At 48.0% G+C, this 13,151-nt stretch carries 11 protein-coding genes, 1 riboswitch and 1 other annotated feature; of the genes, 3 read left to right on the plus strand and 8 right to left on the minus strand.

Annotation, left to right across the window (positions count from 1 at the left end):
* Positions 1-133 precede the first annotated feature (133 nt).
* Entirely contained in the window at positions 134-2,548 is a 2,415-nt protein-coding gene (gene leuS, locus ACXAGL_RS01970; RefSeq protein WP_474969253.1) for a leucine--tRNA ligase, read from the minus strand.
* 53 nt (positions 2,549-2,601) lie between these two features.
* Positions 2,602-2,820, minus strand: a binding site (T-box leader).
* A 79-nt stretch (positions 2,821-2,899) separates the two neighbouring features.
* Between leuS and mnmM the strand changes: the two genes are divergently transcribed.
* Positions 2,900-3,502 (plus strand): tRNA 5-(aminomethyl)-2-thiouridylate-methyltransferase MnmM, encoded by a 603-nt coding sequence (gene mnmM, locus ACXAGL_RS01975; RefSeq protein ID WP_474969254.1) that lies wholly within the window; start codon positions 2,900-2,902, stop codon positions 3,500-3,502.
* 16 nt (positions 3,503-3,518) lie between these two features.
* Here the strand turns inward: mnmM and ACXAGL_RS01980 are convergent, their stop codons facing one another.
* Complete coding sequence (locus ACXAGL_RS01980; protein ID WP_474969255.1) at positions 3,519-4,592, minus strand: tetraprenyl-beta-curcumene synthase family protein; 1,074 nt, start codon at positions 4,590-4,592, stop codon at positions 3,519-3,521.
* Between the two features lie 12 nt (positions 4,593-4,604).
* Positions 4,605-5,387, minus strand: a complete 783-nt coding sequence (locus ACXAGL_RS01985) for a lysophospholipase (RefSeq protein ID WP_474989599.1) — start codon at positions 5,385-5,387, stop codon at positions 4,605-4,607.
* Positions 5,388-5,446: 59 nt separating this feature from the next.
* On the opposite strand from ACXAGL_RS01985, the gene ACXAGL_RS01990 reads away from it, so the two are divergent.
* On the plus strand, positions 5,447-5,959 hold the full coding sequence (locus ACXAGL_RS01990) for a gamma carbonic anhydrase (RefSeq protein ID WP_474969257.1): 513 nt from the start codon (positions 5,447-5,449) through the stop codon (positions 5,957-5,959).
* 143 nt (positions 5,960-6,102) lie between these two features.
* Here the strand turns inward: ACXAGL_RS01990 and metK are convergent, their stop codons facing one another.
* Positions 6,103-7,299, minus strand: a complete 1,197-nt coding sequence (metK, locus tag ACXAGL_RS01995) for a methionine adenosyltransferase (protein ID WP_474969258.1) — start codon at positions 7,297-7,299, stop codon at positions 6,103-6,105.
* A 228-nt stretch (positions 7,300-7,527) separates the two neighbouring features.
* A riboswitch (SAM riboswitch) is annotated at positions 7,528-7,634 on the minus strand.
* A 250-nt stretch (positions 7,635-7,884) separates the two neighbouring features.
* Between metK and pckA the strand changes: the two genes are divergently transcribed.
* On the plus strand, positions 7,885-9,477 hold the full coding sequence (pckA, locus tag ACXAGL_RS02000) for a phosphoenolpyruvate carboxykinase (ATP) (protein WP_281658393.1): 1,593 nt from the start codon (positions 7,885-7,887) through the stop codon (positions 9,475-9,477).
* A 44-nt stretch (positions 9,478-9,521) separates the two neighbouring features.
* Here pckA and ytkD read toward each other — a convergent pair whose 3' ends face one another.
* The 4 genes from ytkD to ACXAGL_RS02020 form a co-directional block, all read right to left on the minus strand.
* Complete coding sequence (gene ytkD, locus ACXAGL_RS02005; protein ID WP_027956479.1) at positions 9,522-9,986, minus strand: RNA deprotection pyrophosphohydrolase; 465 nt, start codon at positions 9,984-9,986, stop codon at positions 9,522-9,524.
* A gap of 178 nt (positions 9,987-10,164) precedes the next feature.
* Positions 10,165-10,476: a hydrolase gene (locus ACXAGL_RS02010; RefSeq protein WP_474969260.1), complete on the minus strand. Its 312-nt coding sequence runs from the start codon at positions 10,474-10,476 to the stop codon at positions 10,165-10,167.
* A 54-nt stretch (positions 10,477-10,530) separates the two neighbouring features.
* Positions 10,531-11,634, minus strand: a complete 1,104-nt coding sequence (gene menC / locus ACXAGL_RS02015) for an o-succinylbenzoate synthase (RefSeq protein ID WP_474989601.1) — start codon at positions 11,632-11,634, stop codon at positions 10,531-10,533.
* Positions 11,631-13,088 carry an o-succinylbenzoate--CoA ligase gene (locus tag ACXAGL_RS02020; protein WP_474989603.1) on the minus strand — a complete coding sequence of 486 codons (1,458 nt, stop codon included), beginning with the start codon at positions 13,086-13,088 and terminating at the stop codon, positions 11,631-11,633. The genes menC and ACXAGL_RS02020 overlap by 4 nt, the downstream gene beginning before the upstream one ends.
* Positions 13,089-13,151: the final 63 nt, after the last annotated feature.

The following is a 13,151-nucleotide window of genomic DNA, read 5'->3' on the forward strand; positions in this document are numbered from 1 at the left end:
CCCTCCAATTGTATTGATCCATGTTCATTTTAATCCATCATATTTCAAAGTCAAGACATCTGTTCAAGAGGTGGTTTCCTACATAAAAAGAGCGCCACAGGCATTTTACCCAGCGGCACTCTTTCTAAAACAATCAGTTGGCTACAATATTCACAAGTTTCCCAGGCACTGCAATGACTTTACGCACTGTTTTTCCGTTCAGCCACTCCTGAACGTCCTCATTTTCCAGCGCCTGCTTTTCAAGATCCTCTTTGGAGGCCTCCGCAGGTACCATCATTTTCGCTCTTACTTTACCCATGACCTGAACGACAATCTCTACTTCATCTTCGACAAGTTTGGATTCATCGAAAGAAGGCCAAGGCTGATAAGTAATGGTTTCCTCATGTCCAAGCTTTTCCCATAGTTCTTCTGCAATGTGAGGAGCAACAGGGGAAAGCAGCTGGACGAACCCTTCAGCATAGGCTTTAGGAATCGTATCGGCCTTATAGGCTTCATTAATGAACACCATCATCTGTGAAATGCCTGTATTGAAACGCAGTTCCTCAAAGTTTTCCGTCACTTTTTTCACTGTCTCATGGTAGACCTTCTCTAAAGAATGGCCGGATTGTTCCGGTTGAATAGAACTTGTCAGCTCACCGTCCGGCATGAACAATCTCCATACACGATCAAGGAAACGACGGGCACCGTCAAGACCGTTTGTCGACCAGGCAATAGATGCTTCCAATGGTCCCATGAACATTTCATAAAGGCGCAGTGTATCCGCCCCGTGTGAATAGACGATATCATCAGGGTTCACAACGTTCCCTTTGGATTTACTCATTTTCTCGTTATTCTCTCCAAGAATCATCCCCTGGTTGAACAGTTTTTGGAACGGTTCTTTTGTTGGGACGACACCTGCATCATATAGAACCTTGTGCCAGAAACGAGCATAAAGAAGGTGAAGAACGGCATGTTCAGCCCCACCGATGTATACGTCGACAGGAAGCCACTTCTTCAAGGCTTCATAATCTGCAAATGTTTCTGAATTGGTGGGATCAATATAACGAAGGTAATACCAGCAGCTTCCTGCCCACTGCGGCATAGTATTTGTTTCTCTGCGGCCCTTCATCCCTGTTTCAGGATCCACAACGTTTACCCAGTCATCAATATTAGCCAGCGGGGATTCCCCGGTCCCCGACGGTTTGATTTCTGTTGTTTTCGGCAGTTCAATAGGAAGATCCGCTTCTTTTACCGGTGTGATGGATCCGTCTTCCCAGTGGATGACAGGGATCGGCTCACCCCAGTAACGCTGGCGGCTGAACAACCAGTCACGCAGGCGGTATGTCGTCTGCTTCTTACCACGGCCGTTTTCCTCAAGCCATTGAATGGCTTTTTGAATGGCTTCTTCTTTTTGAAGGCCATCAAGGAAGTCGGAATTGATGTGAGGTCCATCTTCTGTATAAGCCGCTTCCTCTACATTCCCGCCTTCAACAACGGGGATGATAGGCAGACCGAAAGCCTGGGCGAATTCATAATCCCGCTCATCATGAGCCGGTACCGCCATGATTGCTCCGCTTCCATAGCTCATAAGTACGTAGTCAGCCACCCATACCGGAAGTTTTTCACCATTGATCGGGTTGACGGCATAGGCTCCGGTAAATACTCCGGTTTTATCCTTCGCTAGATCTGTCCGCTCAAGGTCGCTCTTGTTTTTCGCTTTTTCAATATAAGCGGCTGCCGCTTCTTTTTGTTCCCCTGTCACGATTTCATCGACTAATGGGTGCTCAGGGGCAAGAACAGCGTAAGTAGCCCCGAACAATGTGTCCGGACGCGTTGTAAATACATCAAAGGTAAGCTCTGTACCGTCCAGGGCAAAGGTGACTTCCGCCCCTTCGGATTTACCGATCCAGTTGCGCTGCATATCTTTAATACTTTCCGGCCAGTCCAGCTCTTCCAGATCATCCAGAAGACGATCCGCATATGCCGTGATTTTGAGCATCCATTGTTTCATCGGCCGGCGCTCAACAGGGTGACCTCCGCGCTCACTCTTTCCATCAATGACTTCTTCATTGGCCAGAACCGTACCCAGCGCAGGGCACCAGTTTACAGCGACTTCATCGATATACGCGAGCCCTTTTTCATAAAGCTTCAGGAAGATCCACTGTGTCCACTTGTAGTAATCCGGGTCCGTCGTATTGACTTCACGGTCCCAGTCATAGGAAAAACCCAGCTCCTGGATTTGACGACGGAAGTTATCAATATTCTGCTTTGTGAATTCTTCCGGATCATTTCCTGTATCCAGTGCATACTGTTCTGCCGGAAGACCAAAGGCATCCCAGCCGATCGGATGAAGAACTTCATATCCCTGCATCCGCTTCATACGGGAAAGGATATCTGTTGCTGTGTAACCTTCCGGGTGTCCCACGTGCAGACCTGCTCCGGACGGATACGGGAACATATCCAATGCGTAAAATTTCTGTTTGTCTGATTGACTGTCTGTTTTGAACGTTTTTTCGTTCAACCAGTGATTCTGCCACTTTTTCTCTATCGTTTTATGATCAAAAGCCACATCATTTCCTCCTTTATCTCTCTCGAAAAAAATATAAAAAAGCCCCTCATCCCAAATGGGACGAGAGGCTTGATTCCCGCGGTACCACCCAAATTAACACAACTTATGTGTTCAACTCGACATCTGTAACGGCGATGAAACCGGCAGAAACTACTTTACGTTCACTTCTGCGACATCCAAGGCGAGTTCAGGACAATTAAGGACAGCTTTCACCAGCCGCTGCCTCTCTGGTACTTAATCAGAACCTTACTACTCCTTTTCAACGTCATCATATATACTCGTATCTTAATGAAAGGGCAGACCTTTGTCAAGCGCTTCTCTGTTCACCCCTGCCATTCATGCTACAATAGAATGGAATCTATTGTTTGGAGGCACAGCATGATTTTAAATAAAATACTGGACCAGGCTCACGCTCTTATGAAAAAGGCCGTCCATGAAGGCGGCGCTGTCATTGACGGGACGTGCGGCAACGGTCACGACACCTTATTCTTATCCAACCTCGTCGGCAACGATGGTCACGTCTACGCTTTTGACATCCAGGAACAGGCCGTCGAAAACACCAGGGCACGTTTGAAAGAGCACGAAGTACTGGAAAGGGCCACGGTCATTCATGACTCTCATACCCACATTGAGGAGCACCTGCAGGAGGAGCATAAAGGCATGATCCAGGCGGCTATCTATAATCTAGGATACCTGCCTGGCAGTGATAAACGCATCATCACAAAACCGAATGACACCATTACATCCATCGAAAACGTTTTGAAATCGTTAAAGAAAGGCGGCCTTGTCGTCCTTGTTGTCTATCACGGACACCCGGGAGGAAAAGAGGAAAAGGAAGCCGTCCTCCGTTATGTCTCCTCACTGGATCATAAGGACTATGAAGTTCTTAACTACAGCTTCATTAACAAGGATCGGACCCCTCCCTTTATTATCGCCATCGAGAAAAACGTATAAAACAAGCCTGGCAGTTTTAACTTCTGCCAGGCTTTAATTTATGGTACATTTTCGTATTGAAATAAAAGAACGCCGTTTTCCGGCCGCTGATTTTCAGCATATCCTTCACAAAGCTTCTTGCATTGGACAACCGCCTGACTTTCCTGTCGGCCAGATACATCCCAACGAGGCCTTTGTGGATCATTTGATGAAAGGACCGGTCCGGAAGCTTCTGAACCTCTTCATCTGTCCTGCGCACAAAGTATTCAAATCTCCCTTTCATCTGTTCCTGATGGTCATAATAGGAACAGAAGTTGAGATCTCCTTCCCGTTCATCCTCTTCCTGATCAATATAATAGTCAAGCAGAATATGAAGCCCCTGCATAAACGGAAAATAACTGTCCTCCACATTACGGGCCAGGTCCTCATCCATTTTGTTCCCCAGCGCATAGGAAACTAGGCAGAATATGCCCAAGGTGGATCCGGTGCAGGCGGAAAATTCATACCATTTCAATTCCGGCCAGTCGGTCTGGTGATGTTCGAACCACTGCTGCAGTCTCGGAATCCTTTCCTCTTCGATCACGTGCTTATGTACTTGAAGGTCGCAGTACAAACGCCCAAGCTTCAGTGCCCGCTCATGGACAATCTGATAATTGTCAGCCTGACTCAGCACATCCTGGCAGGTTTTCACAAGCTCATGAAGGTACCCGCCGTCATCCTTCTCTTCCCTGTATTTATAATAGTCGCGGCACGGATTTCCAGGGGTTAATGCATCGGCCATCGACAAGTGGAGCCTTTCAAAATCATCAGGATCCATGGAGGTGCTCCGATCACATAAATTATCGAGATAATCACTGATCGTCTGATAAGCGACAATAAAGCGGACAGCAAGATCCGGGCGGTCACCGGAAAGCACGGAATAAACCGCCCCACCTTCGCAATGGAACGTTTTATCCTTGATACTGGCCTGGGCCTGCGTTCTTAATTCTTCATCAGGGATTCGGGAGGCAGCATCTTTCCAATAGGCTAGTTCTTTATGTACTCGCGGAAACACATTCCGATACACTTCGTAAAGCAGATGGACAGCATTGCTTGGAACGGACTCCTTCAAGGGTGGACACTCCTAACGTTCATTTATTATGTTGCTCAAAAAAGATCGTGTATGGTGATAGACCTGGTCATTTTCCGGTTCATTGAAAATCTCATGGTAAAGACCCGGCCACAGCTTATAACTTTTTTCACTGGTATCGACATGATTGAACCATTCTTTTGTGCGTGCCGGATCCACTAAAAGGTCTTCCTCTGCCTGCATCACTAAAAGAGGCACATCAGGAAAACGGCTGACTTGTTGAAACGCCCGGATTCCCGCCTTTTGAAACTCACGGTACCACCGCACCGATACTTTATCAATGACAAGCGGATCCTGACGGAATTCTTCAACCTTGATTTGGTTTCTAGTTACATTTTCGGGGTTCTGTCCCGCTTTCATACGCAGCGAAGGGGTAAAAACATTCAATAGATAGGAAAAAGCCTCCAGCGGGCGGGCCGTTTTATTCCGGATCTGTACAGCAGGAGAAGATAAAATCACACCATCCAGCTGCGGCTGCTTTTCCTCCATAAAACGAATCACAGCCAATCCCCCCATGCTGTGGCCGAGAAGGAAAATTTTTTTATCCGGATCCGCCTGCTCATACCAGCTTTGAATGGTTTCAACGTAATCACCAAACGAACGGATATGACCTTTCTTCCCATCAGACAACCCCTGCCCCGGCAGGTCTCCATAAATCACCGAAAAACCGTCCTGACGGAAACGATCAGCAAGTTCCTTATACCTTCCCTTATGCTCAAAAGCGCCATGGACGAGAATGATGGTTGCACGATCACGGGCCGATTCCAGTTTTTCCACAGCCGATCCCTCTTTTCATTTGATATACTGATGTTACTCATATTATAAGGGGGCTTCGTATGATTTGCGAATATAAAGGAAAACGACCTCTCATCCACCCATCAGCTTTTACAGCAGAAGATGCCGTCATTACCGGGGATGTTGTCATAGAAGAGAACGCAAGCATCTGGTTTAAGACGGTCATCCGCGGCGATGTCTCATCGGTACATATCGGTAAGAACACAAATGTCCAGGATCTGAGCATGCTGCACCAAAGCCCTGACCAGCCTCTCATACTGGAAGACGGCGTTACGGTCGGGCACCAGGTTACCCTGCATTCTGCACACATTAAACAGGACGCTTTGATCGGCATGGGATCCATGATTCTGGATGGCGCTGTCATAGGGGAGCGGGCCTTTATCGGAGCAGGAAGCCTTGTTCCGCCCGGAAAAGAAATCCCTCCGGATACACTGGCCTTCGGACGGCCGGCCAAGGTGATCCGTTCCTTAACAGAAGAGGATTACAAGGAAATGGACCGGATCCGGAAATCGTATGTCGCAAAAGGGCAGTACTATAAGAACCTTCGGGGCTGAAATGCTTTTCAGCTCGATGCCTGCATGATCAGAAGACATACAGAGGGAAGTGGATAGCCGTATCAAATCAATGCGTACTCTGCCGTTTGTGCAACTCGTGAAAATAAAAAAGCTGTTTCCTCCAACAAGGAAACAGCTTTTTTTTATTGAAAACGACCGCTGAGCTCTTCCGCTTTATCCGTACGTTCCCATGGAAACTCAACATCTGTCCGTCCAAAATGGCCGTAGGCAGACGTATCACGGTAAATAGGTTTACGAAGATCGAGCATTTTAATGATTCCAGCAGGACGGAGGTCAAACAAGTCACGCACAGCGTCCACCAGCTTTTCTTCCGACACTTTGCCGGACCCGCTGGTATTGATGGAAATGGAAACCGGCTGGGCCACCCCGATTGCATAGGCGAGCTGGACTTCCACTGTATCCGCAAGACCTGCAGCTACGATGTTTTTCGCAACATAACGAGCCGCGTATGCAGCAGAACGGTCCACTTTGGTCGCATCCTTCCCACTGAAGGCACCACCACCGTGACGCGCATATCCACCGTACGTATCTACGATGATCTTACGTCCTGTTAAACCGGCGTCCCCTTGAGGACCTCCGATTACAAAACGCCCGGTCGGATTGATAAAGTATTTGGTTTCATCATCAATATAGCCTTCCGGTACAACGGGCCCGATCACCTGCTCTTTCAAATCCTTCTGGATCTGTTCGAGCGTGACTTCTTCAGCGTGCTGCGTCGAAATAACAATCGTATCCACGCGGACCGGCTGATCATTTTCATCATATTCAATCGTTACCTGCGTCTTGCCGTCAGGACGAAGGTAATCGAGTGTTCCGTCTTTGCGGACATCAGAAAGACGCTTGGAAAGTTTGTGGGCAAGAGAAATAGGCAGCGGCATCAATTCGGGCGTTTCATTGTTGGCAAAGCCGAACATCAGTCCCTGGTCACCGGCACCGATGGCTTCTATTTCATCATCGCTCATTTTCCCTTCACGGGATTCAAGCGCAACATCCACTCCCCCTGCGATATCCGGGGACTGCTCATCAATAGCCGTCAAAACGGCACATGTATCTGCATCAAAGCCGTATTTTGCTCGTGTATATCCAATATCTTTAATCGTCTGGCGCACGATCGATGGAATATCAACATAGGTATTCGTACTGATTTCACCGGAAACCAGGACAAGTCCCGTAGTTACTGTTGTCTCACATGCCACCCTTGCATTCGGGTCGTTTTTTAAAATTTCATCTAAAATAGCATCAGAAATAGCGTCACAGATTTTGTCCGGATGACCTTCTGTCACGGATTCTGATGTGAATAACCGGCGGTTCGCTGGCATTCTAAAAACTCCTCCTTCTGTAAGTACAAAGTATTAGACGGAACTCTTTACCAGTATGTGTAGAAAAACATAAGTTCATTTCATAGTGTCATCCTGGATCCGAAAACGTTTTCGTGCACGTTCTCAGTCAGAAATAATAAACAGGCGGCAAGGCCTGGTCATGGACATTTCCTTCTTATAAAAAGAAAAAACCCTTCCTATACCGAGGAAAGGGGCTGCTTCCTTTCGCTCTTATCGTCCAAGGAGCTGACTCCTTGCTTCAGGTTAGCACCATGTCCCTGCGGACGGTTGCTGGGTTTCAAAGGGCCTGTCCCTCCACCAACTCTGGATAAGAGAGTTTCCGTTCTCAGCTATCGTATCGAAAAGCGTGTTTAATGTCAATTGGATTCATCGGGTTTCGACGCACCCCTTCCATCCAGATTCAACCTGGATAAACGTTCTGTTCAAACCATCATAGGATAATAACAGCCATGAAATATGGCAGTGTTGAAAACTTTCCCACAATCCACTGAATAGTATGGACGATTAAAATAAATGTGTTATACTAATCTCACATTATTAAACTGCAAAGGCGGGACGATGCATATGAGTACAATAAACCAACTGTCAGAACTTAATCTTCTACTTTCCCAGGACCATGTCCACCACCAATTATCTGTTCCACATTTAGTGGAAAAGATTTTATACCGCAATGAAGGTACACTAACGGAAAAAGGGGCCGTTCAGGCTACGACAGGTACCTATACGGGACGCTCACCAAAGGACAAATTCATTGTCCGTGACGACGTAACCGAAGATAAAGTCGAATGGGGTGCTGTGAACCAGCCTATTGACGATGATACGTTTGTGAAATTATACCATAAAGTGCTCGATTATTTGAAAGACCGCAGGGAGTTATTCGTCTTCAAAGGTTTTGCAGGAGCGGATGAGCGCTACCGCCTTCCTATGCAGGTTCTTACAGAATTCGCCTGGCACAACTTATTCGCCCGCCAAATGTTCATCCGGCCGGAGGCATCCGAATTGGAGGAGCATGACACAGAGTTCACTGTCATATCTGCTCCAACCTTCAAAGCAGATCCTGACGTGGATGGTACGAATTCCGAAGCGTTCATCATGGTTTCGTTTAAACACCGCGTTGTCCTCATCGGAGGAACAGAATACGCAGGGGAAATCAAGAAGTCCATCTTCTCCGTCATGAACTACCTGCTTCCGGAAAAGAACGTCCTTCCGATGCACTGCTCGGCCAACATCGGCAAAGAAGGCGACGTTGCTCTGTTCTTCGGTCTGTCGGGCACAGGAAAAACGACTCTGTCCGCTGATCCTCAGCGCCGCCTGATCGGGGACGATGAGCACGCCTGGTCCCCCTACGGTGTCTTTAACATTGAAGGGGGATGCTATGCGAAGTGCATCAACCTGTCCAAAGAAAAAGAACCGCAGATCTATGATGCCATTCATTTCGGCTCGGTTTTGGAAAACGTCGTCCTTCAGCCGGATTCGCACGCGCCGGATTATGACGATACGAGCCTGACGGAAAATACACGGGCCGCCTACCCACTGGATCACATTGATAATACAGTCCAGCCAAGTATTGCCGGCCACCCAAATGCCATCATTTTCTTGACAGCTGATGCCACGGGAGTCCTCCCACCAATCAGCCGTTTAACAAAAGAACAGGCGATGTACCATTTTCTAAGCGGCTATACGAGTAAACTGGCTGGAACAGAGAGAGGGATTACCAAGCCGGAAGCGACTTTCTCCGCCTGCTTCGGCTCCCCTTTCCTTCCGCTTGCTCCATCAGCATATGCTGAAATGCTCGGAGAGAAAATAGACCAGTTCAATACGGACGTCTTCCTTGTCAATACAGGCTGGTCAGGGGGAGCCTACGGAGAAGGCGAGCGTATCAAACTGAGTTACACGCGTTCCATGATCCATGCCGCTCTGGAAGGTGAACTGAGTTCTGCCGAAACTTATAAAGACCCTGTGTTCGGCCTTCACATCCCGACCCACTGCCCGGGAGTACCGGACGAAGTCTTATTCCCGAGAAAAACGTGGAACAATCCTGCCGCTTATGATGAAAGTGCCAAAGAACTTGCTGAAAAGTTTCATGCCAACTTCAAAAAGTTCACGTATGCCAGTGATAAAATCAAACAGGCCGGCCCGACCCACCACACAAACTAAACAGAAAAAAATCCGCCGTTATCCAAACGGCGGATTTTTTCTGTTCAGCGGTGTTCCAGACGCTTTAAACATTCCGGCAGAACCTCATCCTTCATCATGAAGCTGAACCGGTCGTTATTTTTCAAGTTTCCCGGCAGATGCCGGAAAAGGACAGGACCATGCGTTTCAAAATAATGATCCTGATCAGCCAGCTCAGATATTGTAGCAAAATAGACATTCTTGATGACAGTTCCGCCTTTTCCATCGACATGATACTGCCCAAGATAAGTCAGATCATCAATATCGGCTCCTGTTTCTTCTTTCACTTCTCTTACTGCTGCCTGTTCCGCCGTCTCCCCTTCTTCTACTTTCCCACCAGGGAATTCGAGCCCTCTGTCTTTGTGCCGGGTTAACAGCCACTGATCACGAAAGCGGCAGATGATCCACACATGTTTCGGCTCTTCAGAAAAAGGGTGATCCTCGAAGGATAACCGGACAGGATTTTGATAAAAATCATAAAAAGTTTTCATGTCTCTTCAACTGCCTTTAATCCTTGTTATACGTTCGCTTTCCTGTTTAAATCGTACCATAAGCAGCCGCAAATACAAACCAGTCCCTCTCTACTTGTAGGATTTCCGGTCCGTACCGACACAAAATCCCCCGATTATGTACGAAAGAACCGCTTCAAAAGGGGAAGCGGCCCTTCTCTCAATTTTTCAATACGCCCATTTCCTCAATATGCTTCTTCGTCATTTCATCACCCAGATCATAGATCTGCTGGAAAGCCTTATGCATATCCTCATCGGTATCATCGTTATCCTGATCCTGATGGTAAGGCATAAATGGAATATGAGCCCTGTAAAAGGACCGGCCGTCTGCCTGGGCAATCTCATCAAACACTTCACGCAGAGCCGTCACTTCTTCAGGGGTGGCGTAGATAATAAAATCATCATTATTAGCATCATGATTTACTGAAATCTCCCGCGTACCGATGTTAATGTAATACTGATCTCGTTCCATCTTCACCCTCCTTTCCCTTAGTGTGAACCATGAAGGGAAAGGTTATGAGTCCATTTAGGAAAGGAGATGGGTGGAAGACAGCTGTGTTGCCTCTGCCAGCTTTTCCTCATCGACTTCTATGCCGATCCCATGACCTTGAGGCACAGGTAAGGCGCCTTTCTGCACTTTCAAGGGAGGCTTTACAATATCAGCTTCAAAATAACGCGTCGACCCGGACAAGTCTCCCGGTATGGTGAAATTAGGCAGAGAGGCAAGGGCAAGGTTATGGGCTTTGGATATCCCTGATTCCACCATACCCCCGCACCACACCGGTACTCCGGATGCGGCACAGAAATCATGGATTTCTTTGGCGGCCGCCAATCCTCCTACACGGCTGATTTTCACATTGATAATCCGGCAGCTTCCCAATTCAACCGCCTGTACAGCATCTTGAAATGAGGTCACCGATTCATCCAGGCAGATCGGTGTCTGCATCTGTTTCTGTAGCTGCTGGTGCAGATAAAAATCGCCGGAACGGAAAGGCTGCTCTATCATCAGCAGGCCATAACGATCCAAAGCGGTCAAATTCTCCATATCCGCTTCATCATACTGCCCGTTCCCGTCGATCATAATGGGCAGATCCGGAGAAGCAGCCCGAACCGATTCAATCATTTCCCGTTCCTTCCCTTTGATGATTTTAAGCTTATACCTTTCATAGCCCTCCATCTGCAGTTCAGCAATATCCTGCTCAAGGTGGTCACTCAGACTAAGGACAGCTCCCGCCTGTACCATCTTCCTCGTTCCACCGATCAAAGAGGCAAGGCTTGTTTCCTTCTGTTTGGCATAAAGATCCCAGACAGCGCCTTCCAATCCTGCTTTGGCCATCGGGTGGCCCTGCACGGAAGCTGCGATTTCCTGAAACTGCGCTGGGTGGGAAAGGGCGTTTCCCGCCAACAAAGGGATAAGAAAACCCTCGAGGACATGCCATGCCGTGGCTGTCGTTTCATACGTATAAAAAGGCTCTGGAAATGCCGTCACCTCTCCATATCCGGTCAAGCCTGAGCGATCGTGAGCTTCAAGGATAATAAGCGGACGTGACGTTAGACTTCCCCTTTTCGTACGGAAGGGATGTTTCATCTTCAGCTCAATTTTTTTGAGGATGATTTTCTCGATTTTCATCGGTCCCCGCCCTCTGTCAGGGAAAACAATTCCCTTCTCAGTAACTTGTTGGAGGCGTTTCGCGGCAGCTCCTGAACCCAGTATATATCAGCCGGCTGCTTATATTTCGCCAGCCTTTCATGGACATAACGGTAGATGTCCTCATCCCTGATCGTCTCATCCTCCGCCACAAGGAAAGCTGCCGGCACTTCCCCCCAGCGATCGTCCGGACGCCCCGTAACGCCGGCCTCTTTAATACCAGGGATTTCTGTAAGCACGCTTTCTATTTCAGCAGGGTACACGTTTTCACCGCCGGAAATAATCATATCCTTCACACGGTCGACGACATATAAAAAGCCGTCCTCATCCTGATACCCAAGATCCCCGGTATGAATATAAGGTTCCTGCCGTGCAGGGCGGTTATAATAGCCTTTCGAAACCATCGGACCTTGGACAATGATTTCTCCAATCTCCCCGGGAACCGGACTGTCGATCCACAGCTCGGCAAGGCTCAATGCTTTTCCTGCAGATCCCGCTTTATCAAAAGCGGAAGCAGGGCTCAATGTCGCAATTTGTGAGGAGGTTTCCGTCATCCCATAGGTCTGGAAAACAGGGATTCCCTTTTGAGAGCAGTTCTTTAACAGCACGTTCGGAACGGGGCCGCCTCCGAGCAGCATGCAGCGGAACGTATCCGGATAGCCGGATGAACCCGCCCGTTTCACAAGATGCTGGAGCATCACCGTAACGACAGACGCATGGGTCACGCCCTTATTCATCACAGCTTCATGGACCTGCTCTTGATCGAATTTAGCCATAAGGTACACGGACATTCCGTAAACCACACTCTTGATCAATACAGAAAAACCGCCGACGTGAAAAAGCGGCAGGCAGGTGAGCCACTTGTCATCAGGCGTCAAACCAAGGTTGAAAGCGGAAGCAGCCGCACTATACCAATGGTTGCCATAGGTGTGAATCACGGCTTTTGGATTTCCTGTCGTTCCGGATGTGTACATCATCGTATAGGGAGCATCAAAATCAATCTCTTTTTTCAATTCCCCTTCCTCCCTGCTCCCGGAAGGTTCATTCCTGCACTCCACAGCCTTCACCCCTGTTTGTTCAACAACTTGGTGTGCTTTCTCTCTTAAAGAGGCTGCGAAAAACATTCGGGAGACATCGGCATCCTGAAGCTGATAAGAGATTTCAGGGACTGTCAGCCTTGTATTCAACAAGACGACGACAGCTCCTATATAACTGACCGCATGGATGAACACAGGAAAATGAATATCGTTTCCTGAAAGAAAAGCAATATGATCACCTTCCTCCACTCCCATACGTTTCAAGTAATGGGCCGTCTGCCGGCTTCTTTCCTGAAGTTCAGAAAATGTCCAAACGTCTCCTTCTGGTGTTTCCAGTGCTGTTTTTTCCGGATTTAAAAAGGCTTGTTTATCCAGCCAGTGAGGAATCTTTTCCCCCATATCGTTCTCTCCTTTCGTTCATTGGAAAAGGGGCATTCCCTTCTTTGGAATGCCCCTTCGTTT

This window comes from Halobacillus sp. ABA4_118 (assembly GCF_056160205.1).

Bases quoted from the DNA above. Each gene is read 5' to 3' on its own strand.
- mnmM (WP_474969254.1), top strand. From the start codon at position 2,900: ATGGAATCTATTGTTTGGAGGCACAGCATGATTTTAAATAAAATACTG.
- ACXAGL_RS01990 (WP_474969257.1), top strand. From the start codon at position 5,447: ATGATTTGCGAATATAAAGGAAAACGACCTCTCATCCACCCATCAGCT.
- metK (WP_474969258.1), bottom strand. From the start codon at position 7,299: ATGCCAGCGAACCGCCGGTTATTCACATCAGAATCCGTGACAGAAGGT.
- pckA (WP_281658393.1), top strand. From the start codon at position 7,885: ATGAGTACAATAAACCAACTGTCAGAACTTAATCTTCTACTTTCCCAG.
- ytkD (WP_027956479.1), bottom strand. From the start codon at position 9,986: ATGAAAACTTTTTATGATTTTTATCAAAATCCTGTCCGGTTATCCTTC.
- ACXAGL_RS02010 (WP_474969260.1), bottom strand. From the start codon at position 10,476: ATGGAACGAGATCAGTATTACATTAACATCGGTACGCGGGAGATTTCA.
- menC (WP_474989601.1), bottom strand. From the start codon at position 11,634: ATGAAAATCGAGAAAATCATCCTCAAAAAAATTGAGCTGAAGATGAAA.
- ACXAGL_RS02020 (WP_474989603.1), bottom strand. From the start codon at position 13,088: ATGGGGGAAAAGATTCCTCACTGGCTGGATAAACAAGCCTTTTTAAAT.